This window comes from Streptococcus sp. A11 (genome assembly GCF_043674225.1).
Classification (GTDB): Bacteria; Bacillota; Bacilli; order Lactobacillales; family Streptococcaceae; genus Streptococcus; species Streptococcus suis_V.
The window spans coordinates 43975-69305 of record NZ_JBIMJS010000013.1; the positions used below are offsets into that span (position 1 = coordinate 43975).

A 25331-nucleotide genomic window follows, 5' to 3' on the forward strand; every position below is an offset into this window, starting at 1 on the left:
TTTTAAAACTGCTATCAAACCTACTTCACTCTTTCAGCTGACATTTCAAGTACTCAATAGCCTTCTTGGTCAACCGTCTAGGACCACGCACCGCCTTGACTCCCAAGTCCATCATGCGCGATCTCGGCAACACATCATCCGACAACTGTGCAATCAACTCGACCTGCATGAGTTTCTTTTCTGTCAGAATATCTGACTCTCCATGATTTTCCAAGTTTGCGCCTAAGACCCGACAGACATAGCGAATGGCCTGTACCGGCGCTGTAACATAGATGGCTACGATGTCCCCGGCTTGAATGGTTGATTTTTGTGGCCAATAGACTACCTTATTTTCCGTAAACTCGCTATCAATATCATAGACCTTGGGATTGGCAGGAATAACCCAGTAATCAGGTCCCTGCACTGCCTTGTAGGATTTTGGTCCTACCAGATGGCGACTTTTCTCAAGGAGAGCAAACACCGTCTGGTCCTCCACTGTATCATCGAGTAAGACTGACACCCAGGTCTTCTTCGACATATGGTAGGCAGGGAAGATGCCCGACTGACTCAGCAGCTCTGCTATTTCCCGACCGTCAACCTTGAGATTGACAATCTCCACCTCTTCTTGAGAACCGCTCCCATCCAACTTGTCCCTCGGAATCTGACTGACCAGGGCGTACCACTTATTATTGGTGGGATGGCGAAAAGCCCCATAGGTCGGCAACTTGGCAAAGGGATAATCAGGTAGGTCACCCCACTCCTCCTTGATGAGCTGGGCTATGCGGTTGCTTTGGTCATTGGAAAATGGCAGAGCGATACAACAAGCCTCCTCTACCCGAGCCAAAATGGACTGATAACTTTCTCTCACCTGACCCACAAACGCCCCAGCTGGCGCAGTTACCAGATGGGCGGTATAGACCTCCTCCATCTCACAATCCCAGACATAGGACGACAGCTGACCTGCCTCATCAACCTCCACCACCGCCTCAAACTGCCCCTCCATGAAGACCTCACGGTAGATGTAACGATTGTTAGAGAGGATAAAACCGAAAGGGATGAGAGAGGGGAGGTGAATTTGGTAAGAATTAGTTTTGTTCATAGATGCCTTTCACTAAATAATTAATCCCACTCACCAAGGAGTACCTCTTTCAAAAATTTTTTAGGAATCCAAAATGAGTGTTTCGTTATTCTTCTGCCGTCTGGTAGTTTGTCAGTATCTGATAATTTCCCCTTACCTACAAATTCATTTGGGCGTATTTCGTAGTAGGTATTTTGAGCATGAATTTTTGTAAATAAAATTGTAGAATTCTCGGTTCGTCAATTGTCAGATGATGAATTAGATGACCTAACAAAATAGTCAATTACAAAGTAGAATAGTGTTAAAAAATTATTAGAAAAGCAGGGCTTAGAAGTATTCCAAGCTCTGCTTTTCACTCTTACATCACCCTCATTTTACCCCCAACTCCTCGTACATCCTCTCACTTGATAAAACATTCTGACCATTCAAAAGAATATTTTCGAAGAAGGCAGTTAAAAAGTCTGAGCGTTTATTGACTAACTTAGCATTGTCAAGTACAAGAGCATCTCGAAAGTATTTGGCATGTATTTGAAAAGGTTCGTTGTCAATGTCAAAACCAAGTGAGCGAAGGTATTTGATGAGAAATACGGTGATTGTTCGAGTGTTCCCTTCACGGAATGGGTGGATTTGCCAGATACCTGAGATAAAGGATTGGATATGGGCTACAATGGCTTTTTTATCTAATCCACTATATGAAAAATCCCTTTCTTGCTGGAAATCATAGTCCAAAGTGGCGGCGATCAATGGAAAATCTGAATAGATTACAGTATCACCCTTTAAGACAGGTTCATTTTTTGTAACGTTAACCGTTCGATACTCACCCACTGGAATATTGCTGTCAAAAACACCTTGAAAAAGCTCTTTGTGTATATGTAAGAGGGTGGTTGGTCGAAGGCTAAAACCATTTTGGGAGAGCATTTCAACAGTTCGAAGAGAGACAATATCTGCCTCTTGCGTACTGGCGTCAGTTGACTGGTGGTATTTCGTAATTTCCTGGTACACCTGCTCATAGGTGTACTCTCCACGTGCTTGCCTATCAGCCAACTCTTCCATGTAAACAGACGGAGTCAACCCATCCACTTTTTGAAGACCAAAACCTGTTTCCCAGAGTTCTTGCTTGTCTTCGTAGGAAAGATGGGGATTATCAATATTGTAAGTTGGTTGCATAGACTCCTCCTATTTGAATTCCTAGCCTTATTATACCACAAAACCCAGCCTTTTTAGGCTGGGCATTTTATCGTATTCTACCTACTTAACCAGTTTTTTCATCTCTTTGATGCGCTCAACTGTCGCATCGTATTTTGCTTGGTAGTCGGCTTGTTTTTCTTTTTCTTTTTCAACGACTTCTGGTTTGGCGTTGGCGATGAAGCGTTCGTTGCTGAGTTTTTTGCCGACCATGTCTAGTTCTTTTTGCCATTTGGCAAGTTCTTTGTCTAGACGAGCCAACTCTTCTTCAACGTTGAGGAGGTCGGCGAGTGGCAAGAAGATTTCAGCACCGGTGATAACAGCTGACATGGCTAGTTCTGGTGCAGAGATACTTGAGCTGATTTCCAGATGCTCAGGGTTGGTAAAGCGTCGGATGTAGTTTTCGTTAGCCTTGAAGAAGGTTTCAAGCTCAGCATCTGCCGTCTTAATCAAAATGGTAATCGGCTTAGATGGAGCAACATTCACTTCTGCTCTGCTATTTCGCACCGAACGAATCAGATCCTTAAGGCTTTCCACTCCCTTGTGGGCTTCCGCATTTTCAAATGCTGGGTTGACCACAGGGTAGTCAGCTGTTACGATTGATCCTTCAGCATACTGAGCGAAGATCTCTTCTGTCACAAACGGCATGATTGGGTGAAGGAGGCGAAGGATTTGGTCCAGCGTGTAGAGAAGAACAGAGCGAGTCATGACTTTCTCAGCTTCGTTGTCGCTGTAAAGTACTTCCTTGGTCAGCTCGACATACCAGTTGGCGAACTCTTCCCAGATGAAGTTGTAAAGGATGTGACCAGCCACACCAAACTCGAACTTGTCGAAGTTTTCAGTGACCTTGGCAATGGTTTCGTTAAGATTGTGGAGAATCCAGCGGTCCGTCACGTTACCAGCCTCGCCAGCTGCGACTTTGGCAACATTCTCACGCGCCGCATCCAAGGTCAAACCTTCATTGTTCATGAGGATGTAGCGGGAAATGTTCCAAATCTTGTTGATGAAGTTCCAAGACGCATCCATCTTCTCATAAGAGAAGCGAACATCTTGACCAGGGGCAGAGCCGTTTGACAAGAACCAACGCAAAGCGTCCGCACCGTATTTCTCGATGACATCCATCGGGTCGATACCATTTCCGAGTGACTTGGACATCTTGCGACCTTCTTCGTCACGGATCAAACCGTGGATCAGCACGTTCTTGAATGGCTGACGGCCTGTGAACTCAAGCGATTGGAAAATCATCCGTGACACCCAGAAGAAGATGATGTCGTAGCCCGTTACCAAGGTTGAAGTTGGGAAGTAGCGCTTAAAGTCCGCCGCATTTTCGTCAGGCCAGCCCATGGTTGAGAATGGCCAAAGGGCAGAGCTGAACCAGGTGTCTAGGACATCCTCATCCTGTACCCAACCGTCACCTGCTGGAGCCTCTTCTCCGACGTACATTTCGCCAGATTCGTTATACCATGCTGGAATCTGATGTCCCCACCAAAGCTGACGCGAGATAACCCAGTCGTGTACATTTTCCATCCATTGTAGGAAGGTATCGTTGAAACGTGGTGGGTAAAATTCTATCTTATCAGCTGTGTCTTGGTTGGCAATGGCGTTTTTAGCTAATTGGTCCATTTTAACAAACCACTGGGTTGACAAACGTGGCTCGACTACCACACCTGTACGTTCAGAGTGTCCAACGGAATGCACACGGTTTTCGATTTCCACAAGGGCACCCAGTTCTTGCAACTTAGCAACCGTTGCCTTACGAGCTTCAAAGCGGTCCATACCTGCAAATTCACCTGCCAACTCGTTCATGGTACCGTCGTCGTTCATAACATTGACTTGTGGCAGATTGTGGCGTTGACCGACAAGGAAGTCATTCGGATCGTGGGCAGGTGTGATTTTCACAACCCCCGTACCAAATTCAGGATCCGCGTGCTCATCCGCAACGATTGGAATAGGCTTGTTGACGATTGGCAGGATAACATTTTTGCCAATCAAGTCCTTGTAACGTGGATCTTCTGGGTTAACGGCCACCGCAACGTCACCGAACATGGTTTCAGGACGGGTTGTCGCAACTTGAAGGGCACGAGAACCATCTTCCAACATGTAATTCATGTGGTAGAAGGCACCTTCAACATCCTTGTGAATAACCTCGATGTCAGAAAGGGCTGTGCGAGCCGCTGGATCCCAGTTAATGATAAATTCGCCACGGTAGATCCAGCCTTTTTTGTAGAGTTCTACAAAGACCTTACGAACAGCTTTCGACAAGCCTTCATCCAGCGTGAAGCGGTCACGTTGGTAGTCCAAAGACAGACCCAACTTGCCCCATTGCTCACGAATAGTCGCTGCGTACTCATCCTTCCATTCCCAAACTTTGTCGAGGAATTTTTCACGGCCCAAGTCATAACGGGTCACGCCTTGCTCCCGCAAGCGTTCCTCAACCTTAGCCTGTGTGGCAATCCCCGCATGGTCCATACCTGGCAGCCAGAGGGTGTCAAAGCCCTGCATCCGCTTCTGGCGGATAATGATATCTTGAAGGGTGGTATCCCAAGCGTGTCCCAAGTGCAACTTACCAGTTACGTTTGGCGGTGGAATGACGATAGAATAGGGCTTGGCCTCCGCATCGCCTGACGGCTTAAAGACATCTTGGTCCAACCAAGTCTGATAACGACCAGCCTCAACCTCGGCTGGATTGTATTTTGGTGATAATTCTTTTGACATTAATTTTTCTCCTTTAGTATTCTTTAAGAAAATTGGTTTATACTATCCTCAAGCTAGAAATAGCCCAATTCTTTTTCATATAATCTCCTAGAAATAGTCAGTCCTTTGGGCTGGCTATTTCGTTTGTTCTTGCTCAAGCTCCTCCATTTTTTGGATAATCAGTTGAGCAACTTCATTAGCAGTAAGATGAGTATTATTAATTTTGAGATAATGCTGAATGCCCTCTGGAATGCCTAATGAGGTATATTGACATGTATCAGCTGTAGAGAGAATCTCAGCCTCTGAAACTTCAATGTGTCGTTTCAAAGGTTTATGGGTCAGTCGATTTTCTGTCCGATTACGCCGCAGACGTTCTTCCAAAGCAGTTTCCAACTCAACAAATAAAATTTCCTGACCATGATGATGAAAAATCGTCTGAACAGTTGTAAGGAATTGAACCTCTATGAGATTTTTAAAATTAATCAAGGCAGATCCGATTAGTGGGCGGCCTGACCTAGCAAACACATCATAAACAGCAAATGTAATACGTGTATTGAGGTCAAACATATCCTCAGAAAATTCAGGAATAAAACGTAGGCTAAAATCAATCGAATCGTGATTATGAAAGAGGGTCATCCCTGTCAATTTCGCAACTTCCTGCCCAACGGTCATCTTGCCAGAAGCTTGTGCTCCAATAATAATTAGATTCATCTTGCCTCCCCCACCAACTCTATTTTTATCCCATCTGGATCTTCTAAATAGAGGGCGTAGTGGTCTGGTCCTCCTGCATGGGGATAGCGGTCGTCGTAGAGAAGTTTGACTCGTCTTGTCAAAAATTCCTTCCGCCATTGGTCAACATCATCAGGTGTTCCCGCATGAAAGGCTAGATGATTGAGACCTGTACGGCAACGGTGATAACTTGGCTCTAGGAAGTCCTGTGGCGTTTGGACAAAGACCAGGTACTGCTCTGCTTTTTTATAAGATAGCCCTTCCTCCCACTCCTGATAGAGCGAGTAGCCTAGCTTGGTCAGGAGAAAGTCGTAAAATGCACGCGAAGTTTCCAAGTCTGAAACATATATTTCAACATGATGTAGCATATTTCTCCTTTCCAAATGAAAATCCCTGCCTAGACTTGCTAGACAGGGACGAAGTTATTCCGCGGTACCACCCTTGTTCAGATAAATTATCTGCACTTTGTTTATTCGATTCACATCATCAGCAACCAGTTTTGACATTTGTGCGGATTTCTCAGTACCACCGCTTCCTGTGACAAATGGGGCTCAAAACACCTCTGAATAGCTTTATTGTAACAAATTGTACCTTGAAAAGCAAGGGATTTAGGCTTTCAAGTCAATCCCTTTTTCTTTCAACTGCTTAATGGTCGCTGGTCCGATTCCTTTAAGAGCCAAAAGATCCTTTTCTGTATGGTTTGCAAAATCAGCTACCGAGCGAATACCTGCTTGGAAGAAAGTTTCCAAACGTGCTGCCGCAATACCTTCCAACTCAGGAAGTACCAAAAAGTCATCCAATGAAGCCGCTGAAGAAGTCACCTCTGCTACAACTTCTTTCACTTGTTCTACAGCATGCTCTACTACAGCCTCAGCCTTATGAGCAACTGTCTCTACTACCTCTGCAGCTCTTTCAAGACCTACACGACCAGCGCGTTTCATATCTGCCAATTGTTTCTTCAATAATTTTTTACGATTGATTTTTTTCTTTGCCAAAATTTCTATCCTCTCTTTAATAATGTCTTTGGCCAAATAAGCCATCTGGTAAATCATGGAAGCTCTTGCCAGCATGATAGTTGGCAAATTTTCCTTGGATAAAGCGATAAGCATCTAGCTTACTTTCGTAACGGATGTAGGCATCCGCTGCACGCTCATCCTTATCCTCTTCCAATACACGACGGCTTTCTTCTACCGCCATCTCATTTACCATAACCTGTGTATTGACCCAGGCCTCAAATTCTTTTAAAAATTCTTGTTCTTTCGTCATTATTTTCCTCTTTCGTCTGTTTCGTTTGAAACACACCGGTTTATTATACCATATTTTCTGGAAAACACAAGAAAACCCTAACTGCAACACAGTTAGAGCCTCTCCTTCTTACCAAGTAAATTGATAAACTGTTTCAGACAAGAATTCCTCATCTTTTTCTAGCAAAATAGAGCCAAAACCATCTAGGTTGCAAGCATTTGGCAGAGCCTGGCATTCTAAGCTAAAGGCACCATGGTATGTAGCCAAAGCTTCAACAGGATAATTGTAGGTGTAGATGACCACTGATGGCTGATTGGTTCGAACGCTCAGACATATTTTCCGATCTGGGCTACTAACTTCAACCGGAACCTCGACATCCTCCAAAAGCCATGGATGGTCGTAACCTTTCACAAGGATATTCTGAGGGTGCTGGCTGTCAAAGCCCTGAGCAAATTTTGCTCCCTCCCTAAAGTCAAACGGTGTTCCTGTCACATTCTCCAAGACACCGGTTGGTAGGTTATCCTCATCGAGCGGAGCATAGCGATTGGCCGCAATCCGAATCTTATGCTCAGCCACAGACTGCTGAAAATCCCCCGTTAAGTTGAAATAGATGTGATTGGTCGGATTGAAAATCGTGTCTTTGCTTGACACCGCTCGATAATCCACCGTCAACTCATTCTGGTCTGTTAGACCATAAATCGCTTCAACCCTCACATCTCCAGGAAAACCATTGAAACCATCTTTTAGGACAATCCCAAAGATAACTTGATTTTTTTCGTGGTCAAGAGCAACATCCCAGTACTGTTCATTTGCCGTGTCAATCCCACCATGCAAGGTGCGACCTGGCTCATTTTCTGTGAACTGATAACTGGTTCCCTTTATCTCAGCCTGAGCACCTGAAATACGCCCCGCTACTGGGACAATGCTTGAACCAGGGTACAAGTCTGTCTTACGGTAATCATCATCCGACCCAGCAGCCAAACTGACATTGCGTAAACCACCATTTTCCTCTACTGGCAAGAGTACTTCCACCACTCTGGCACCAAAATCAGTCAGAGTGACCTGCATACCATTCTTATTTTTCAAGCAATAAAGCTTCGCTTGTGCACCAAAATCTTTTACTTCAATCATCGCTTTTCCTCACAAAATCAAATGAGGGGAGGCAATCAACTTGCTTCCCCTCAGGATACTTAAAGCCTATTTAAAGCTAGTATAAACTTGCTATAATACTTTGGAATAACCCTCGCTCTCTTATTTCTAAGCTAGGGCTGTCTTTGGTCACTCTTTCATTTCAAGGTGACCAGTTGAAACAGTTCCCCAAACTGTTTCAACTTCCCAGACTGTCCTCGCTTTTCAGTTTCTAGGCTCGGGCTGAAACAGTCACTTCCCTGACTGTTTCACTCATCTTCATCATCCTCATCACTTGTTAATAGGCTGTTGACGTGGACGAGGTTGCTTGTACCAAATCCAACATAGTCTACTGCTTCACCAAGTAGGACACCGTTCAAGAAACCGATAACCATTGGCATGTTCATACCTGCATAGAGGTCAAACTGGCCACCGTCAATCAATTTACGGGAAACAACGTTTGAAGGTGTTCCGCCCAACAAGTCAGCGAATACAACAAAGTCTTCTAATTCTGCAATTGTATCTTCAAATTTTCTCTGGAAGTCTTCTGGACCTTCTTCTGGTAAGAGAGCAACTGTGAAAATATTTTCCTGAGGACCCATAATCATCTCAGTAGATTTTTTCAACTCCTCACAGAAGAGACCGTGACTTACTAAAATTAAATTCTTAGCCATATCTTATGCCATACCAAATACGAAGTGACCAATAGCTGACAAACCAATTGCAATCAAGATAAGGATTAAGATTGCTTTTGTAGAAGTCATACCTTTACGACCAAGGAGCCAGAATACAAAACCTGTAAAGATAGCTGGTACCAAACGTGGGAAGATTGAGTTAAGCAAGTCTTGGATATCGATTGTTTTCTCACCAATTGCTGGAGCCCATGATACTTCAAAGTTAATCATAGTAGCGATCAAAGCACCCATCATGAAGACACCCATTACTGATGCAGCGTCAACAAGAGCAGTCAACTTATCACGCATAGTTGTGATGAGTTTAGTACCTTCTTTGTAAGCAATTTCCAACTGTTTCCAACGGAAGATGTCATAAGCTACTGCAACTGCTACCCAAAGGAAGATACCAATTGGGTTACCATCAGAAGCCAAGGTCGCTGCAATTGTACCCATGATTGCTGGAACCAATGAACCAAAGATAGAGTCACCGATTGGTGCAAATGGACCCATCAAACCAGTCTTGATACCATTTACCGCATCTTTAGAAGCTACGCCATCGCTTTCCTCAAGCGCCAAGTCAATACCTGTGATAATGGTATGGAAGAATGGTGAAGTATTGAAGAATTGAGTATGCAATTTCATCATTTCCTTCAACTCAGGAGTGCCATCTCCATACATTTTACGCAATTGAGGCAAGATCATGTAAAGGTAACCTGAACCTTGCATGCGCTCATAGTTCCAACCAAGTTGGTAAGTGAACAAGCTACGTTTGTTGATTTGATTAAAATCTTCTTTTGTTAATTTGTAATTAGATTTCGTCATCGTCAATTTCCCCACTTTCTGAATTTGATGGAGCAACTACTGCTACTTTTTGGCTGTTGATATAGTGTAAAACTGAAAGGAAGATACCAATAATTGCGATACCAATCATTGACAAACCTTTGAAGTTGTTTACAAATGCTACACCAGAATCTTCTGGAAGAGTACCAACGATGCCAGCTACAGCACCACCCAATGCAGATACGTTACCGTAAAGAACAGTCAACATAGCTGTAAGGGCAAAACCAACTGCCAAGTAGTGAAGGTTGCGTTTAAGTGGAAGGTAGTGAAGAAGGATAGCGAAACCAAGACCTGGAAGCATACGTGCTGCAAGAGTCAAACCGTTAGCAATCCATTGATATTCTTTGATAGCTTGTACCATTGTATCTACGAATTCACCACCGAATGCAAGTGCTAGCCAAACAGGAAGTGCACGAGAGAGTGCCCATGGGATAGCACCGAGAAGGTAGTTGCGTTCGATTGCTGCGTAGTCAAATTTTTCAACCGCTGCATCCACACGGTGTGCAAAGTAAGTAGTTGAGAAACGACCAGCGATATCTGTATATACAAGGAGTGCAGCTACTGGTACCGCAATTGTTGCTACTGCCAACTCTGGATCAATACCTTGTGATACTGAGAAGGCTGTTGCAAGAACTGCACCAGAAGTTGCGTCGATACGAGATGCACCACCGAAAGTACCCACACCGAGTACCATCAATTGAAGAGACGCTCCGATTGTCAAACCAGTTGCCAAATCTCCCATGATTAAACCAGAGATGAAACCTGCAAATACAGGTGAACCAGCTGACGATACAATTGTCAACTCATCACAGATCTGATAAGCAGAGTAGAGCGTTAGAAGTAATATTTGCCACCATTGCATAATAGTGATCCTCCTTTAAAATTTTTCAAAAATATCCGTAAATTATCTTACTTTATCCAACAATGGCATAAAGTCTTTTGGTGTGTCACCTGGCACCATTTGGGCAATCAATTTCACACCTTTTGCAACCAAGGCATCGAAGTCTGCAATGTCCTTATCTACAACGTTGATAGAACGTGTTACAGAGCGAGTTTCTGGTGATTGAGACATATTTCCTACGTTCAATTCTGCCAATTCAACTCCATATTCAACCAAACGAAGGAAGTTTTCTGGGCGACGAGCAACAATCAAAAGACGTTGACTATCATACTTACCTTCTTTGATATTGTTAGCTGCTTTTTCGATTGGTAAAATAGATAATTTTACTCCCGGTGGGCAAGCTAATTTCAATCCTTGTTTTTCAATGTCATTTTGAGCAACAGCATCGTCAATAACCATGATACGACCGATATTTAACTTTGTAGTCCAAAGGTTAGCAACTTGACCGTGGATCAAACGACCATCAATACGTGTAGCAATAATTGCCATACTCGTTCTCCTTTTAGATTTCTTTATAGATGGGTTCTTGTGAAAAGGTAATGCTTTCTCTATATATCCCTTCCGTCTCGAAGACGACTATTTCATTCTCTCCTTTCTTTAAGTATCCTTTCGGAAGATAGAGATAGAGGATTGGGCCTTTTTCCCAAAACCGACCAATATTAACATTGTTTACAAATACTACACCCTTACCAAATCCTGTCATGTCCAGGTAGGTGTCTGCCAGTTCATCCACTTCAAATCGGTAGCGGTAAAAGGCTGGTTGCCCTTCCTTCCACTCCTTGGTAAAATCTACCGTTTCCACAGATTCTAGGGGGAGAGGATAGGTTTGCCAATTGCCGATAAAGTGAAGATCAGCTATCGCGCCCCGACCAATACCTTTGGACTGGGTTGGTGCGGTTAGCTTGTGGCCATAATTGACACGTCCCATATTTTCGACCAGGATTGAAATGTCGGTGTGCTGATTCTGCAAATCCAGCTCAATATCCTCACCGATTTCCGTCTGATACTGAGTTGTGACCAGATGGCCATCTGCATAGACCTGTATCCTGTCACGCGCATCAATCACTCTAAACCGTTCCGCCTCATCCTTATCCTTTTCAATGGTAGTCTGGTAGAGAATGTAGCCTGTATTCTGACCCAACTCTTCCATATTTTGTGGATAGAAGCTAGATAGGGAACCGCTTACATTTTCTAGTGTCCCAAAGAGACTAACTTTTGCCTCTAATTCCACCGATGGGTAGGCTTTGGCTGCTTTAATGAGTGGTTCAGCATAGTTCAATTCTGGATAGGCTTCCTTCATCAAGGATTGAATAGCATAGAATTTCTTAGTAGGATTCCCCGCCTCATCCAAGATGGCATCGTAGTCATAGGAAGTTACCTGTGGTAAATCAATCTGACCCCGGGCCGAACAGCCGTTCATAAAGCCGAAGTTAGTCCCTCCATGGAACATGTAAAGATTGATAGACCCAAGCTGGATACAATCCATGACAGACTGGGCAAGCTCATCTGGATCCCGGCGAATAATCTCATCTCCCCAGCGATTGAACCATCCATCCCAAAATTCCATACACATGAGTGGCCACTTCTTATCGTATTCATCGAAGAAATCTTGCATCATAGCAAAGTTTTCTGCAGCCTTGGAACCAAAGTTTCCTGTGACCAAAACATCATCGTCTATCAGGGTACCAGCTCTCAGAGTGGCTCTCCATGGACCATCCGATGTGAAAAAGGGAGCTGTCAGGCCATGCTTTCTCATCAAATCTGCTACTGCTCTCAGGTATTCCTTGTCCTCACCGTAGGAACCATATTCATTTTCCACTTGGAACATGAGAATGTTTCCACCTTGTGAGAGTTGGTGCTTGGCCAATTTCGGAAGAAGAGAAGCGTAATATTCATCTAAATGCCTCAGATAAGTTGCATCGTGCGAACGTATCCGAAGCTCCTCCGTCATCAACCAAGCGGGGAGACCTCCCCATTCCCACTCTGCGCAAATATAGGGGGAAGGACGAACAATAGCATATAGCCCTAAATCCTGAGCAATGCTTAGAAATCGTTCGATGTCTAAGATTCCTTCGTAGTTGAACTGACCTTTCTGAGGCTCGTGCAAGTTCCAGGGGACGTAGGTTTCAACTGTATTAAAACCCAGGGCCTTTAAATTGTACAAAGAGTGATACCAATCATCAGGGTGAACCCGAAAATAATGAATTGCACCAGAAAGAATTTTGAAAGACTTCTGATCCAAATAGAACTGATCCTTTATTTCAAATTTCTGCATTTATTTTGCCTCCGATGTCACTGCATCCCTTTGTTATCAATATATTAACACAAATTACTGGTTATGTCCAGTAGTTTTTTTGAAAAAATGTAAAATTTTTTAAATTTTTTTCAAAGCCTATTTTTGAAAGAAATTTGTGCATTTTTGAGCAATTTTGAGCATTTCCAGTTTTCAATTTTAAAGATATTTAGTATAATGAAAGTTAAAGGGAAGTATTAGGAAAAAGAAAGGAAACCTACTATGAAAGTACCTAAGTATCAATTAGTTCAAAACGATCTTCGTCAGCAAATTATTTCAGGAAAATTTGAGAATGGCGATAAGTTTTACACCGAAGCTGAGTTAACCAAGCTATTTAACGTAAGTTCTATCACTGTTATCCGTGCAGTCAATGAATTGGTTAAGGACGGCTACCTCGTTCGCCAACAGGGTAAAGGAACCTTCGTTTCTCGTTCTCGCAAAGGAAAGCTTGTTGAGTTTTCTGATATCGAGATTTTCCCTATCGGCAACGACACTGTCACAGTGCTGGGTTGTGAAAAAGGAAATGAAGCTCATATTCTTGAAAAGCTTCAATTGGATAGCAATGACTTCTATTACAAGATTTCTCGCGTGCGTACAACAGATGGTCAACCTTATATTTACCACCAGTCTTACATCCCTGCTCGATATATTCAACAGCCTCAAGCAGATCTCTCGCATTTCCAATCACTCTATCAACGATTTAAGCTAGACTTCAATATCCACATGTCTGAGGAACCTTATGTGGAAACCAATGAAATTGTTTTCCCTTCACCTAAGGATGTCAAGGAACAGTTGAAGCTTCAGGCAAAAGAACCAAGCATTCTTCAAATCCGCACTACACATAAGAGTGGCAGCAATGAAGTGATTGAATATGTAGAGACTTATAAACACTGGAAATACTATAAGATTGAAATTTCTGCCAACAAGCGCTAAAAATCGGCAAACACCATGGAAAACCATGGTGTTTTTGTCTACTCTGATGCTTCAACCTATACAAAAAAATTAGATAGACTGCTCTACCCAATTTTTCATGTTATGATTAGAGTTCAGTTTCCGAAGTCTGGTCTTCTTCAACTGCTTCGACAACTGATTCTATTACGACGTCCGCAATGTCCATTTCAATATCTTCAGACACAATCACTGCATCTTCGACATCTTCTTCATCAACTGTTGGCGCATGGACTGTCTTAGACTTGATTGATTCAAACAAATCCTTAGACTTCTCTTTGCCTGTCTGCACCAGGTCCTCGACCGTCAATTCACCTGTTTCCAGTTGAGACTTGACCTCTGTAAATTTATCCGTGGCTTGCTTGCCCAAATCCTGAGCCTTAGAGACTAGGTCGGCATTGATTTCTTCATGGTTTTCCTTGTAGTCATTAGCAAAAGAAATCACCTTATCCTTTACTGCCTTCCCTGTTTTGGTAGCCAGAAAAGCTGCTGCTGCCGCTCCACCTGCTGCACCCAGCAAGAGGCTTGTGACGATACTAGATTTTTTTACCATTTTTTGCTCCTTTCTTTCCTAAGAGAGATGATACTGTTGTAAGGGCAGAGAGGGCTCCGCCTGCTTTAGCCGTTGATTTGCCCGCTGACTTGGCCTTGACTGTCAAATCACGCGCCGAGGCATTGAGGTCGGACACTGAAGTCGACAAGTCTGCCACTGCCACAAAGAGCGGGTCGAGAGTTGACACCTTGCCATTGACATCGTCGACCAGGACATTGGTCTTGGCTAGGATTTCATTGGCCTGAAAGAGGGTCACATTGACATCACTGGTCAAGACCTTAATGGTTTGCTGGGCCTCATCTGTCACCTTGCCGACTTTTTGCAAGAGCAGGACCAGGTAGATAGCCACTGCCGCAATGGACAAGGCAATGATCAATACTGAAATTTCGATTAACATATATTCTCCTTTTTAGGATTGATAATAGGGAACTGTGGATTTTCTTCTCCGCACCAGGACCATGCTGATACCGACTAGGATAAGTAGTCCTGACAGCCATTGGGACACTCGAATGCCAAAGAACATGAGACTATCTGTCCGCATGCCTTCAATCAAGAGACGACCGCAGCCATACCAAATCAGGTAAAAGGCGGTGATTTCTCCCTGCTTGAGGAATTTCGGTCTTCTGCGCAAGACACAGATGAGAGCAAAACCAAGGATATTCCAGACAGATTCAAAGAGGAAGGTCGGCTGGCGATAGGCACCATCGATAAACATCTGGTCTCGGATAAAGCTTGGTAGGTAGTCCAAGTTGGCTACCTCTGCACCATAGGCCTCCTGGTTAAAGAAATTGCCCCAGCGGCCAATAGCCTGTGCCAGCATAACCGATGGTGCTACTACATCCAGGAAGTCCATGGTCTCGATAAACCGGTATCTGGTAAAGAAATAGAGGACCAAGGCACCAGTTATCAGACCACCATAGATAGCAATCCCACCATTCCAAATGGCAATGACATCCAGCAAGTTGTCCTTATACTGGTCCCAGGAAAAGACGACATAGTAAATGCGAGCCCCAATGATTGAAATAGGAAAAGCCCAGAGGATAAAATCCAGGATATCATCTGAAGAAATTTTCTTTCTAGGTGCCTCTTTCGATGCCAAATACACACCTAGAATCAAGCCTGTCAAAATACAGATTGCATACCAGCGGATCTCCAGAGGCCCTAATTGAATAGCAATTGGCCCCATACTAGACCTCTTCCTTGTTTGTTTCGATCAAGTTGGTCAAGCGTTCTTCAAACATCTTGGTCGCATCAAAGCCCATCTGCTTGGCACGGTAGTTCATAGCAGCTGCTTCAATCACGACAGAGATGTTTCGACCAGTTTTGACAGGGATACGGATTTGCGGAATTTCAACACCTGCAATCTCGATGGTGTCGCCTGAATTGCCCAGACGGTCAAAGACCTTGCCTGTTTCATAATTTTCCAGATAAACCGCCAACTGAACCTCTGATGAATCCTTAACGGCACTCGCACCATAGAGACTCATGATATCAATGATACCGACCCCACGGATTTCCAATAGGTGGCGCAGAATTTCTGCTGGCTCACCCCACAGAGTCACATCATCCTTAGCAAAAATATCCACACGGTCATCCGCTACCAGGCGATGACCACGCTTAACCAATTCCAAACCAGTTTCACTCTTACCGATACCAGAATCTCCCTGGATGAGAACACCCATGCCATAAATATCCATGAGAACTCCGTGAACACTGGTCCGTTGGGCCAAACGACTATCTAGGAAAGAAGATAATTCCCCAGACAAACGACTGGTCGCTGTCTTGCTACGGCAGATCGCAATTTTCTTTTCCTTGGCCGCCTTGTACATCTCCTCAGGAATTTCCAAATCACGGGCTACGATAATCACCGGCGTTTCCGGCTGAAACATCTGCGATAGGACCTGATAGCGGTTATGGGCTGTCATGGCCATCATATAAGACCACTCTTTCATCCCCATGAGCTGAATCCGCTCTGGAGCGTAATAGTCAAAATAGCCCGTCATCTCCAAGCCTGGACGCGTAATATCAGCTGTTGTAATTTCCTTGCGCAACAACTCTTCTGTACTATACGCAGGCTCAATCCGCAGATTATCCACCAAATCTTTTACATATACTGTCATGCAATCCCTCTCTTTCGCTCTGAAATTGTATCCACAAGTACGGTACCTTTAAATAAGAAATCGTTTTCTCACATCAAAGCCGTTTTTGCTACAATACTGACTGTATTTCGAGAAAAACAAGCCTTATCTCAGGTACCGAGCTGTGAATACGGTTCTCAGTATATTATACCATAAGCAACACTAATTGGTAACAAATAAGAAAAAGTTTGGAAGAAAGCTCCCAAACCCTGTTCTTAAAACCAGTTTTTCCGAATTTTTTCAGCATCCTTGATTTTTCGTGGGCCCATTCCATAACGCTCAGCATCCTGCTCTTCCTTGTAGGGAAGAAAATAGGCACCTGCTATATAGAGGACCAAGGTTAGCAAGGAAGCTCTACCGATCAATAGACTGGCTAAGAATAAGCCACGAACCAGCCAGACTTCCCAGCCCAGCTTGTGGGCTAGGCCAGCCAGTACACCAGCTAAGACTTTTCCCTGTTTGCATTTATATAATTCAATCGACATCTTTTATTCCTTTCACATAAAAGGCACTTTGACCAGTCTGAGCACGGATATAGAGCACATCATCGCCTGATTTCTCAAATCGGTAGGGACTGATTTTTTTCCGGCGATTGACTCGAATTTGTCCAGTCTCCGATTCAATTTTTCCTTGAATTCCTTGCCCCTTTCCAGCCTGCAATATCAAGGGTGCTTGATCCAGCTGGACATAGAGATGTTGGGCATAACCACCACATGTGTTCAAACGGATATCCTGTTGTTTTTTATCCTTCGAACTTCGGATGGAAATGTCTTCAAAAGGCAGGTAATCCAAGCGGGCATCTGCTTGACCCAGGTCCAGGTCAAAGACCGACATCCAGCGCTGAGGCAAGCTAATAGTCAGTTTGCAGGGCAGACTACTAGAAAAATAGAGACCCTTTTTCTCCACATAGAGCTGGGGGAGTTTTTCCTCAGGTGCATTTTCTTGATAGATAATCTCAAGGCCCACCTGGTCCGTCTTGGATTGGGTCACGGTCAAACGCCCTGCTAGGATATTGAGAAAAAGAGATTCGATTCCGTCAAAGCTATATTCTTGCTTGCGCTTATTGGAAGAAAATACCTTGAGATTGGTCAGACTAAAGCTCAATTTAGCTTTTTCATCCTCCAAGAGAAATTCCGGCTGTTGGTCTAATTCCAAAAACAGAGCCCGTGCTTCTGCCTTGGTTAGCACCCCCTTTTCATATAGTTCTATCAAGCGTTCTTCTTGTGTTCGTGACATTCCATCCACCTCAATTCTCTTCTAGTATAGCATATAAAAGCAGAAAAGAATCAGCCCGAAGACTGATTCTATCATTTACTATTTCCAGCTCCAAAAGATAATGGCTACTACTAAAAACAAGACATAGATAGCTGCAAAGAGGACAAAGCTTTTCACAGCTTCGATAAAGGTTTCTCCCTTAACCTGCTTTTTCAGGAATCTCTTCAAACTCTTGTAGGCAGGAATGATTCCAAGTAGACCGAGCAAGGCCCAGATTGGCAAAAATCCTGTCAGGCAATAAATCAACCAGAGCAACCAGGGCAGACTAGCAAGAGTAAAATAAAGTTGGAGCGCATATTTCTTTCCGATATAATAGACCAAGGTATAGCAGTGGTTACGGATATCCTCTTCCAGGTCGCAGGTGTTATTGGCCAACATGATATTGGCAATCAAGGTCACCAAGGGCAAGGACATGAAGAGAATTTCCAAAACCTTAATCCAATCAACTTGCAATCTCAGCCATTGCCCATCCAAACGAGCAAGCAGAAGACTGTCAGGCGCCTGGATAAAGACAGCTAGTAAGAAAATCCCCAACCCCATGGTCACTCCAGAAAACACCTCGCCCAGCGGCATGCGGGAAAGCGGAATGGGACCGAAGGTGTAGAAAATCCCAATCAAAAAACAAACAGCCCCCATAGGCAAGAGCAACCAACTGGTCTGCCAAACTAAGATAAGGGAAACCAGGCTTGAAAAGACCAGTAGACCGAGGACGATGCCAATCATCTGCTTGAAATCAAGGGCAAACTTTCCGATAACATTGCTCTCTTGACGATAGACCTCGTCCTTGGCCTTGTGAAAATCCATGCTGTTGTTAATAGCAGTTGTGCACATGTCAAAGCTAAGGACAGCCAGGACAAAGAGCAGGGTGTTGAGCCAATTGAAGGTTTGGTAGCGGTAGAAAGCCCAAAGAATGCCGATGGTCATAGGAAAGACACTGGCAAGCTTGGTTTTGAGCTCTACAAATTCTAGGAATACGGGCAAGGTTAGCCCTTTTTTACTATTAGTTGACAAGATGATACTCCTCGTTGCTTAGTTCAAATGAATCTTTTAAACCATCACTGACATGAACTCCCTGGTCTTTATCAATGAAAACAGCCTCGACACCTTCCTGTTGATTGATAAAATCAAGCCCCTTTTCCACTCCTAAAAGGAAGAGGGTTGTCGATAGGGCATCACCCTGCATAGACGATTGCGAAAAGACTGTAACACCAGAGATGTCATTTTCCACAGGATAACCGGTCTTGGGATTAAGGATATGGTGGTATTTGACCCCATCCACCTCGACATAGCGCTCATAGATACCGGACGTCACGACAGAATCGTGAGTGCCAGGGACAGAGCCCACGGTAGCTCCACGCACTTCATCAGGGTCTTGCACGCCGACATTCCAGCCATCTTGACTAGAAGGGGAATCCCCCATAACCACTACGTTGCCTCCCAGATTGATGATAGCCGTCGTGATAGCTTTGCTGGCAAAGAGTTCCCGTACTTTATCGGCGATATAGCCCTTGGAAATAGCCCCCAGCTCCAGGGTCATCCCCTCCTCAATAAAGACTGTCTTTTTCTCCTTGTCTAGCTGGATCTTTTTATAGTCAATAAATGGCAGAGCTGCTTTGATTTCCTCGTCCGAAGGCTTGCGGGCATCTGGATCTCCGATTTTCCAGAGATTGCTGACGGCACCAATAGATACATCAAAGAGGCCGTCGCTTTCCTTGCCCATCTCAAGAGCAGTTTCCAGAACCTCAAAGGTCCTCTCATCAACGACAACCGGCTCTTTCCCAGCCGCTTGATTGATACGGTAGACATCTGATCCCTCAAGGTTGGTTGATAGTAGACCTTCCATTTCCTTGATATAGGCAACAGCCCGATCCATAACCTCTTCCTGACCTTCATGGTAGATACTGAGCTGGACCACGGTGTGGAGCAGACTTTCGCTACGGGTCAAGGGACTTTTGATGACAGGCAGAGCCTCTTCTTTCTTGCCACAAGCGACTAATAGAATCAGCACAAGACTCAAACAGAGCCATCTTAGCGCTTTTTTCATAGATTATCCTCTCTAAACAGAAAACACAGTAGGCTGGCTACCGTGTTTCCCTCTTGTTTTTGAATAGATTATTCAAATGTCAATTTTACTGTTTCAGTATTTCCTTCTTCAGCAGCTTTCAAGAGCTCTTCAACTGATTTCTTGAAGTTTTCAGAAGTATTAGTCGCACCAGATACAACTTCTACATCTGCGCTTTGAGCTGCAAGAAGTTCTTCGTCAAGCTTGTCAGTTGCATCTTTAGATGAGATCCCTGATTTTGCTTCCATGTTTTTGTTGTACTCTTCGTCTTCAGACTTCAAAGCACCGTCAGCATTTTCATAGTCAGCTGTTGAAGCAGTGATTTTACCATCCTTGATAGTAATTTCATGTACAAACTTCCAACCGCGCTCATCGAAATCAGACTCAGCTTTGTAAGTACCATCTTTCCAAGTTGCTGTTGCAGTTGCTTCAGAAGCTGCAGTTTCAGCAGAAGAAGCTGTTGTTGCTGCTTCTTCTTTAGCACCACATGCTACCAAAGTGAGGGCTGCACCAAGAACCAAGACACTTTTCAACATCCATTTTGTTGATTTCATATAAATACTCCTTTGGAATTATTTGTTTTTCTTATATTATGATATAACTTTTTTTCAAAAATGTCTAGCGTTTTTAGAAATATTTGTGAAAGAACTCACTCAAAAAAGCGTTTACCGAGTCTGCAGCCTGTGGAGAAAGCTTCCTCAAATGCCTAGAGGACCTGTCCAGATACTGGTTTAGGATTATCTCCGTCCGCTCAAGAGCAGACGTAGCTAGAATTTTTTGGTGCAAGTCTGTCAACTTTTCGGGACTAGATTCATTGACCAACTCCTCGAAATCAGCAGCCAGGTCTTCATTGTCTTGTAAAGCTAACAACAGGGGAAGGGTATAAATACCATTTTGGACATCCTGCAAGCCTGGCTTGCCAGACTCTGACAAATCTAGTTTGTAGTCAATCAAATCATCACGAATTTGAAAGGCCATTCCCAAATCACGGCCTGCTCGATAGGCCTGGCGCGCATGACTCAAGGACTGTCCAGGATAGAAGAGGCCCAATTGATAGGCATAGCCGAATAAACTAGCCGTTTTCCCTTGAATTTGCTTTAAATAAGCCCTTGGCGTCATGTTCACATTATAGGCATTCAGGAGTTGCTCCAGCTCCCCCCTCAAAATCCATTCGACGATTTTATGGTGAGCCAGGTGAACGTCTTTTTCTTCAAGGTCCAATTGCCGGAGCCCCTGGGCCAAGAGACGACCTGCATAGGCCAAGAGATAATCTCCTGCATAAATAGCAATACGATTGGAAAATTGAATGTGGGCAGCCTGGATACCTCTACGGTAGTCAGCCTGGTCAATCACATCATCATGAATGAGGGTCGCCAAATGCAGAACCTCCAGATGAGCAGCAAAATAGAGCTTGGCAGGAACTATCTGGCCTTCTGTCTCCCTGGCTAAAAAAAGGCAAAGACCTGCCCTGAGGTATTTACCAGGAGCATCGATGTACTGATCAATTTTCTCTTTTACATCAGGGTGCAAGACTACCATCTCAGATTTGATGATAGCCTTGACCTGCTCTAATCCAGCTTCAACCTCAGGATAGGCCTTCCAAATTTTATGTACCACTAGTTCTTATTTGTCCTTTATTTTTTGTCATTCTTACGATAAATATGCTTGGGTCTACCATAGACGAGCTTATCAAGGAAGCGACCCAACCATGGCATAATCCAGTAGTCCAAACCAAAGGCACGACCGGCACCATTCATGAGCGAGATTGCCGCCGGGATGAACCAGATGTTAACCCAGTAGAACATACCAGACAAGCTAAACATGATAACGAATATAACTGTGATGGCAGATACCAACCATACAAAGGCACCACCAATCAAAGCCAAACCGATACCGATTTCGGTGATGGTCATGAATTTCTGCATAAAGAGAGCAACTTCTTGGTTAGGCATCATAAATTCCATAATTGACGCAAACCAATCTGGCATTGATTCCAAGACCGTCATCGGCGTTTCACCATAAGCATAGCTGAGACCAAAGATTGGATCTGCCATTTCTGCTACTACCTCAGACGCTCCAGATACAGCTTCTGCAGCCGATGCTCCAGAAACAGGATCTGCCAACCATGGGAATGGGAAGACAACTTGGTCACCGAACCATGAAGTCGTACCGAAAAGACCAAAGGCCTTTTTCACACCCTCATAAAGCCAAACTGAACCGTAGAGCAGGCGCATTGGTAGAGACCAAAGGAGATTGCCCTTACCAGAAGTATGGCCACCGAAGATATTACGCTTGTTCTGAATATCAAAGAATTCATGACGAACATAGGCACCCATGTAGAAGAAGCTACGGATGGTAAAGAAGTAGAGCAAGTTGACCATGTGTTTGACAGCCATAGCCAGGAAACCTGACATGTGGTACTTGTCCATCAAGAAGGCTACGCCATAACGGGCACCGATAGATACCATGAAGCCGTCGTATTTACCTTTGTAGGCATGTTTTTCGCCACCCTTAATGGCTGCAACGATATTGCTTGCAGCTGTGTGACCTGTCTGCTCAGCAGCCTGTACGATTTGCGGTGTTGGCTTGCCTTCGCTTTCTTCAAAGTAAACCAAGTCACCGGCAACATAGACGTTCTCACGGCCTTTTGCTTCCATGTACTCGTTTGCAACCAGACGTCCTGCACGCGCACGTTCAATTCCGAACTCTGCAGCGTCTGTGTTGGCTTGAACACCGGCTGTCCAGATAGAGGTGTAGGTCGGAATTTGGCGACCTGATGACAGGGTCAGGCTGTCTTCTTGTACGCTAGCAACACCGTCACCGAGAACCAATTCAACACCTTTTTTCTCAAGGTATTTCTTAGCCTTAACTTGTTCTTTCTCAGTCACCATGGCCAAGATATTTGGCATTGCCTCAACAACCTTGAGCGAGAATTCTTTTGGATCAAGCTTGAACTCACGTGCCAGGATCGGTACCCAGTCAATAAGCTCACCAATCATTTCAATACCAGTGAAACCTGCACCGATAACAGTGAAGGTCAAGAGGGCGCGACGTTTTGCCTCATCATGCTCACGCATGGCACGGTAGCAGGCATCCACCATGTGATCGTGCAAGCGCTCTGCCGCTTCAATTGACCAGAGGGTGAATCCATGCTCTTTAACACCTTTAACACCGAAGTCATTGGCCTCGCCCCCCATAGCCAGCAAGAGGTAGTCAAAGTCCAAGGTCTGGTGCTCAGCAATGACCTGTTTCTTATCATAGTCGATTTCCAAAACCTTATCAGTTACCAAGTCAACCTTAGGATACTTGGCAAAAATGCGTTGTAAATCATACTTAATCGCATTAGGTTCTACACGACCAGCAGCCACCTCATGGAGCTCTGTCATATAGGTATGGAAGGAATTCTTATCAATCAGGGTAACGGTTACATCCGAGTCCTTTTTAAATGTCTTTCCGAGCAAACGTGCTGCTGCAATCCCTGCATAACCAGCACCAACAATCACAATATTTTTCGTCACAGTGTGTCCTCCTTGTGAAAATAGTAACGATTTACATGAGATTATTATATACTTTTATAGAAGAAAATTCAAGCCCCTATTTCAATAACTAGTAATATCTATGAGGAAGCTTGCCAGATTGAGAAAAAAAAAGTAAGATAGAATGATAAGAATAGACACGAGTCAATCGGTTGAAAGGGGGCGAGAACTGGTGAACCGGAAACAACAAACCTTAAATTTTATCACCATGCTGGCAGCTCAGGCTGTGGTCATTTCGCTCATTGAGCGCTTGATCACTCCACCTTTTGCCTTTGCGCCGGGTGCCAAGCTAGGGCTGGGAAATCTCATTAGCTTGATTGCCATTTTCACCCTTCCTACCAAAGACAGCTTAAAGGTTGTGGGCCTTCGTCTGCTGATTGCTACCTTTCTAGGCGGCACTTTTTCTACCTTTCTCTACAGTTTTGCTGGAGTCACCCTAAGCTATCTTGGTATGCTCGCCTCAAAGCAACTGGGACCTAAACGGGTCAGCCCTATCGGCATCTCCATACTGGGGGGCATGCTCCACAATCTGGGACAACTGCTTGTCTTTGCCAGCATCGCTCGTTCCTTCTACGTTTTAAACTACCTGCCGATTTTATCAATTACCGGCATCCTGTCTGGTCTACTGGTCGGCCTTGCTGCGACCTACCTACTAGAAAAGGTCGGACCGCTCCACCATTACCACAAACAAATCCTGGCCCAATGGAAATAGGCATGCCTTATTTCTAAGAAGGTGGGATTTTCTTTTTGAAAAAAAACAAGGGCAGAAAAAGAACTGCCTCTAGACAATTCCAATTTCTAACCTTTTAACAAAAATGACTGTCACCCGGACTTTTGAGTATAAAGAAAACTGCCTACCAGCGGTTCTCATCTCCAACTTTCTAGTCATTTTATATGTCCCACAGACCATGAAATGATAAAGAAAGGATGTCTTCCAGCAATCCTAATTTCCAACCTTTTAAGCCAAAAATTGTCCTTATGGACAGCTGAAAATAAAGAAAACCAGCTGCCGCTGGTTCTCATTTCCAACCTTTTAATAAAAATGACTGTCCCCCGGACTTTTGAGTATAAAGAAAACTGCCTGCCGGCAGTTCCAATCTCCAGCCTTCTAATAAAATTGGCAGTCCACTGGACTGCCAATTTTATTAGAACCCATCTACATTCGTGTAGATTTTTTGTACATCTTCGTCGTCTTCGAGGGCGTCGTAGAGTTTTTCAAATGTTGCGAGGTCATCGCCGTCAAGTGATACTTCTGATTGTGGAATCATTTCCAGTTCAGTAACGTTAAACTCTTGGATTCCTGATTCTTTCAGTGCCACGATTGCCTTGTGCAAATCAGTTGGAGCTGTATAAACAGTGATTGTCCCTTCATGTCCTTCAACATCTTCCACTTCTACATCTGCCTCTAGGAGCAATTCGAAGATGGCATCTGCGTCATCACCTGCAAAGACAACCACACCTTTTTTATCAAACATGAAGGATACAGAACCAGATGCACCCATGTTACCACCGTTTTTACCAAAAGCAGAGCGAACATTGGCTGCCGTACGGTTCACATTTGAAGTCAAGGTATCAACGATAATCATCGAACCATTTGGTCCAAACCCTTCGTAACGCCCTTCCACGAAGGTTTCGTCTGTGTTTCCTTTTGCCTTGTCAATGGCCTTGTCTATGATGTGTTTTGGAACCTGCGCTTGCTTAGCACGGTCGATAACAAATTTCAGCGCTGAGTTTGTTTCTGGATCTGGGTCACCCTTTTTCGCTGCTACATAGATTTCAACACCAAATTTGGCGTAAACTTTTGAGTTAGCACCGTCTTTTGCGGTTTTCTTGGCTACAATATTGGCCCATTTACGTCCCATGGGGAACCTCCTACATTTTATAAAATCGCTTTATTATACCATAAATGGCAAGGATTGAGAAGATTTTAAAAACAAAAGACAAGCTCACATGTACTGACCCCAAAAAGTTGGACAAATAATTGTTGAAAGGATTTAGGCAAATTTCAATTCCGAGTTAGCCACCTATAAGAAATTCTCTCGGTGACTTGTAGCCCAAACATTTTTTGGGATA

General features: G+C 44.1%; 26 protein-coding genes and 2 pseudogenes. 2 read left to right on the forward strand and 26 right to left on the reverse strand.

Going from position 1 to position 25331, the window contains the following annotated elements:
- Positions 1–25 precede the first annotated feature (25 nt).
- The 14 genes and pseudogenes from ACHBIF_RS08260 to ACHBIF_RS08325 form a co-directional block, all read right to left on the reverse strand.
- Complete coding sequence (locus ACHBIF_RS08260; RefSeq protein WP_394719828.1) at positions 26–1078, reverse strand: MmcQ/YjbR family DNA-binding protein; 1053 nt, start codon at positions 1076–1078, stop codon at positions 26–28.
- 20 nt (positions 1079–1098) lie between these two features.
- Positions 1099–1278: pseudogene (locus ACHBIF_RS08265) on the reverse strand (DNA mismatch repair protein MutH); the annotation flags it as partial.
- Positions 1279–1426: 148 nt separating this feature from the next.
- Positions 1427–2224, reverse strand: coding sequence for a Fic family protein (locus ACHBIF_RS08270; protein WP_394719830.1), 798 nt, complete (start codon positions 2222–2224; stop codon positions 1427–1429).
- A gap of 81 nt (positions 2225–2305) precedes the next feature.
- Positions 2306–4957: a valine--tRNA ligase gene (locus ACHBIF_RS08275; protein ID WP_394719832.1), complete on the reverse strand. Its 2652-nt coding sequence runs from the start codon at positions 4955–4957 to the stop codon at positions 2306–2308.
- A 114-nt stretch (positions 4958–5071) separates the two neighbouring features.
- Positions 5072–5647 (reverse strand): shikimate kinase, encoded by a 576-nt coding sequence (locus ACHBIF_RS08280; RefSeq protein ID WP_394719834.1) that lies wholly within the window; start codon positions 5645–5647, stop codon positions 5072–5074.
- A complete protein-coding gene (locus ACHBIF_RS08285; RefSeq protein ID WP_172074260.1) occupies positions 5644–6033 on the reverse strand; it encodes a VOC family protein in 390 nt (129 codons plus the stop codon). The genes ACHBIF_RS08280 and ACHBIF_RS08285 overlap by 4 nt, the downstream gene beginning before the upstream one ends.
- A gap of 240 nt (positions 6034–6273) precedes the next feature.
- Entirely contained in the window at positions 6274–6660 is a 387-nt protein-coding gene (locus ACHBIF_RS08290; protein ID WP_394719863.1) for a helix-hairpin-helix domain-containing protein, read from the reverse strand.
- 16 nt (positions 6661–6676) lie between these two features.
- Positions 6677–6931 (reverse strand): DUF1912 family protein, encoded by a 255-nt coding sequence (locus tag ACHBIF_RS08295; RefSeq protein ID WP_029750528.1) that lies wholly within the window; start codon positions 6929–6931, stop codon positions 6677–6679.
- A 108-nt stretch (positions 6932–7039) separates the two neighbouring features.
- Positions 7040–8041, reverse strand: a complete 1002-nt coding sequence (locus ACHBIF_RS08300; RefSeq protein WP_394719837.1) for an aldose epimerase family protein — start codon at positions 8039–8041, stop codon at positions 7040–7042.
- A 266-nt stretch (positions 8042–8307) separates the two neighbouring features.
- Positions 8308–8712 (reverse strand): PTS sugar transporter subunit IIA, encoded by a 405-nt coding sequence (locus ACHBIF_RS08305; RefSeq protein WP_394719839.1) that lies wholly within the window; start codon positions 8710–8712, stop codon positions 8308–8310.
- A gap of 3 nt (positions 8713–8715) precedes the next feature.
- Positions 8716–9534 carry a PTS system mannose/fructose/sorbose family transporter subunit IID gene (locus ACHBIF_RS08310; protein WP_394719841.1) on the reverse strand — a complete coding sequence of 273 codons (819 nt, stop codon included), beginning with the start codon at positions 9532–9534 and terminating at the stop codon, positions 8716–8718.
- Positions 9521–10417 carry a PTS mannose/fructose/sorbose/N-acetylgalactosamine transporter subunit IIC gene (locus ACHBIF_RS08315; protein ID WP_394719865.1) on the reverse strand — a complete coding sequence of 299 codons (897 nt, stop codon included), beginning with the start codon at positions 10415–10417 and terminating at the stop codon, positions 9521–9523. The genes ACHBIF_RS08310 and ACHBIF_RS08315 overlap by 14 nt, the downstream gene beginning before the upstream one ends.
- Positions 10418–10555: 138 nt before the next feature.
- Positions 10556–10942: pseudogene (locus tag ACHBIF_RS08320) on the reverse strand (PTS system mannose/fructose/N-acetylgalactosamine-transporter subunit IIB); the annotation flags it as partial.
- A 13-nt stretch (positions 10943–10955) separates the two neighbouring features.
- Complete coding sequence (locus ACHBIF_RS08325) at positions 10956–12728, reverse strand: beta-galactosidase family protein (RefSeq protein WP_394719843.1); 1773 nt, start codon at positions 12726–12728, stop codon at positions 10956–10958.
- A gap of 240 nt (positions 12729–12968) precedes the next feature.
- On the opposite strand from ACHBIF_RS08325, the gene ACHBIF_RS08330 reads away from it, so the two are divergent.
- Positions 12969–13679, forward strand: a complete 711-nt coding sequence (locus ACHBIF_RS08330) for a GntR family transcriptional regulator (protein WP_105111194.1) — start codon at positions 12969–12971, stop codon at positions 13677–13679.
- 106 nt (positions 13680–13785) lie between these two features.
- On the opposite strand, the gene ACHBIF_RS08335 is transcribed toward ACHBIF_RS08330, so the two are convergent.
- The 11 genes from ACHBIF_RS08335 to ACHBIF_RS08385 form a co-directional block, all read right to left on the reverse strand.
- Positions 13786–14247 carry a YtxH domain-containing protein gene (locus tag ACHBIF_RS08335; protein ID WP_105111193.1) on the reverse strand — a complete coding sequence of 154 codons (462 nt, stop codon included), beginning with the start codon at positions 14245–14247 and terminating at the stop codon, positions 13786–13788.
- A complete protein-coding gene (locus ACHBIF_RS08340) occupies positions 14231–14644 on the reverse strand; it encodes a DUF948 domain-containing protein (RefSeq protein WP_105111192.1) in 414 nt (137 codons plus the stop codon). The genes ACHBIF_RS08335 and ACHBIF_RS08340 overlap by 17 nt, the downstream gene beginning before the upstream one ends.
- Positions 14645–14656: 12 nt before the next feature.
- Positions 14657–15433, reverse strand: a complete 777-nt coding sequence (gene lgt / locus ACHBIF_RS08345; RefSeq protein WP_394719846.1) for a prolipoprotein diacylglyceryl transferase — start codon at positions 15431–15433, stop codon at positions 14657–14659.
- Position 15434: 1 nt separating this feature from the next.
- Positions 15435–16367 carry an HPr(Ser) kinase/phosphatase gene (hprK, locus tag ACHBIF_RS08350; RefSeq protein ID WP_105111190.1) on the reverse strand — a complete coding sequence of 311 codons (933 nt, stop codon included), beginning with the start codon at positions 16365–16367 and terminating at the stop codon, positions 15435–15437.
- 233 nt (positions 16368–16600) lie between these two features.
- On the reverse strand, positions 16601–16870 hold the full coding sequence (locus ACHBIF_RS08355) for a PspC domain-containing protein (RefSeq protein WP_105111189.1): 270 nt from the start codon (positions 16868–16870) through the stop codon (positions 16601–16603).
- The gene (locus tag ACHBIF_RS08360; RefSeq protein ID WP_172059510.1) at positions 16860–17621 is read right to left on the reverse strand and encodes a hypothetical protein; all 762 of its coding nucleotides are present in this window, start codon (positions 17619–17621) and stop codon (positions 16860–16862) included. The genes ACHBIF_RS08355 and ACHBIF_RS08360 overlap by 11 nt, the downstream gene beginning before the upstream one ends.
- Before the next feature lie 78 nt (positions 17622–17699).
- The gene (gene menA / locus ACHBIF_RS08365; RefSeq protein ID WP_394719849.1) at positions 17700–18671 is read right to left on the reverse strand and encodes a 1,4-dihydroxy-2-naphthoate polyprenyltransferase; all 972 of its coding nucleotides are present in this window, start codon (positions 18669–18671) and stop codon (positions 17700–17702) included.
- Entirely contained in the window at positions 18661–19704 is a 1044-nt protein-coding gene (locus ACHBIF_RS08370; RefSeq protein ID WP_172067987.1) for an FAD:protein FMN transferase, read from the reverse strand. Before ACHBIF_RS08370 ends, menA begins: the two co-directional genes overlap by 11 nt.
- A 68-nt stretch (positions 19705–19772) precedes the next feature.
- The gene (locus ACHBIF_RS08375) at positions 19773–20276 is read right to left on the reverse strand and encodes an FMN-binding protein (RefSeq protein WP_105111186.1); all 504 of its coding nucleotides are present in this window, start codon (positions 20274–20276) and stop codon (positions 19773–19775) included.
- Positions 20277–20349: 73 nt separating this feature from the next.
- Positions 20350–21339 carry a polyprenyl synthetase family protein gene (locus tag ACHBIF_RS08380; protein WP_394719852.1) on the reverse strand — a complete coding sequence of 330 codons (990 nt, stop codon included), beginning with the start codon at positions 21337–21339 and terminating at the stop codon, positions 20350–20352.
- A 17-nt stretch (positions 21340–21356) separates the two neighbouring features.
- The gene (locus ACHBIF_RS08385) at positions 21357–23240 is read right to left on the reverse strand and encodes an NAD(P)/FAD-dependent oxidoreductase (RefSeq protein WP_394719854.1); all 1884 of its coding nucleotides are present in this window, start codon (positions 23238–23240) and stop codon (positions 21357–21359) included.
- 190 nt (positions 23241–23430) lie between these two features.
- Between ACHBIF_RS08385 and ACHBIF_RS08390 the strand changes: the two genes are divergently transcribed.
- On the forward strand, positions 23431–23970 hold the full coding sequence (locus ACHBIF_RS08390; protein ID WP_105160080.1) for a Gx transporter family protein: 540 nt from the start codon (positions 23431–23433) through the stop codon (positions 23968–23970).
- Between the two features lie 433 nt (positions 23971–24403).
- On the opposite strand, the gene ACHBIF_RS08395 is transcribed toward ACHBIF_RS08390, so the two are convergent.
- Positions 24404–25120 (reverse strand): YebC/PmpR family DNA-binding transcriptional regulator, encoded by a 717-nt coding sequence (locus ACHBIF_RS08395; RefSeq protein WP_394719856.1) that lies wholly within the window; start codon positions 25118–25120, stop codon positions 24404–24406.
- Between the last annotated feature and the right edge of the window lie 211 nt (positions 25121–25331).

Excerpts from the sequence above, each read along its gene's own strand:
- ACHBIF_RS08270 (WP_394719830.1), bottom strand. The coding sequence starts at position 2,224 with ATGCAACCAACTTACAATATTGATAATCCCCATCTTTCCTACGAAGAC.
- ACHBIF_RS08310 (WP_394719841.1), bottom strand. The coding sequence starts at position 9,534 with ATGACGAAATCTAATTACAAATTAACAAAAGAAGATTTTAATCAAATC.
- ACHBIF_RS08355 (WP_105111189.1), bottom strand. The coding sequence starts at position 16,870 with ATGTCGATTGAATTATATAAATGCAAACAGGGAAAAGTCTTAGCTGGT.
- lgt (WP_394719846.1), bottom strand. The coding sequence starts at position 15,433 with ATGGGGCCAATTGCTATTCAATTAGGGCCTCTGGAGATCCGCTGGTAT.
- ACHBIF_RS08325 (WP_394719843.1), bottom strand. The coding sequence starts at position 12,728 with ATGCAGAAATTTGAAATAAAGGATCAGTTCTATTTGGATCAGAAGTCT.
- ACHBIF_RS08285 (WP_172074260.1), bottom strand. The coding sequence starts at position 6,033 with ATGCTACATCATGTTGAAATATATGTTTCAGACTTGGAAACTTCGCGT.
- ACHBIF_RS08260 (WP_394719828.1), bottom strand. The coding sequence starts at position 1,078 with ATGAACAAAACTAATTCTTACCAAATTCACCTCCCCTCTCTCATCCCT.
- ACHBIF_RS08300 (WP_394719837.1), bottom strand. The coding sequence starts at position 8,041 with ATGATTGAAGTAAAAGATTTTGGTGCACAAGCGAAGCTTTATTGCTTG.
- ACHBIF_RS08295 (WP_029750528.1), bottom strand. The coding sequence starts at position 6,931 with ATGACGAAAGAACAAGAATTTTTAAAAGAATTTGAGGCCTGGGTCAAT.
- hprK (WP_105111190.1), bottom strand. The coding sequence starts at position 16,367 with ATGACAGTATATGTAAAAGATTTGGTGGATAATCTGCGGATTGAGCCT.
- ACHBIF_RS08395 (WP_394719856.1), bottom strand. The coding sequence starts at position 25,120 with ATGGGACGTAAATGGGCCAATATTGTAGCCAAGAAAACCGCAAAAGAC.
- ACHBIF_RS08275 (WP_394719832.1), bottom strand. The coding sequence starts at position 4,957 with ATGTCAAAAGAATTATCACCAAAATACAATCCAGCCGAGGTTGAGGCT.
- ACHBIF_RS08360 (WP_172059510.1), bottom strand. The coding sequence starts at position 17,621 with ATGTCACGAACACAAGAAGAACGCTTGATAGAACTATATGAAAAGGGG.
- ACHBIF_RS08330 (WP_105111194.1), top strand. The coding sequence starts at position 12,969 with ATGAAAGTACCTAAGTATCAATTAGTTCAAAACGATCTTCGTCAGCAA.
- ACHBIF_RS08335 (WP_105111193.1), bottom strand. The coding sequence starts at position 14,247 with ATGGTAAAAAAATCTAGTATCGTCACAAGCCTCTTGCTGGGTGCAGCA.
- ACHBIF_RS08375 (WP_105111186.1), bottom strand. The coding sequence starts at position 20,276 with ATGAAATCAACAAAATGGATGTTGAAAAGTGTCTTGGTTCTTGGTGCA.
- ACHBIF_RS08280 (WP_394719834.1), bottom strand. The coding sequence starts at position 5,647 with ATGAATCTAATTATTATTGGAGCACAAGCTTCTGGCAAGATGACCGTT.
- ACHBIF_RS08305 (WP_394719839.1), bottom strand. The coding sequence starts at position 8,712 with ATGGCTAAGAATTTAATTTTAGTAAGTCACGGTCTCTTCTGTGAGGAG.
- ACHBIF_RS08370 (WP_172067987.1), bottom strand. The coding sequence starts at position 19,704 with ATGAAAAAAGCGCTAAGATGGCTCTGTTTGAGTCTTGTGCTGATTCTA.
- ACHBIF_RS08340 (WP_105111192.1), bottom strand. The coding sequence starts at position 14,644 with ATGTTAATCGAAATTTCAGTATTGATCATTGCCTTGTCCATTGCGGCA.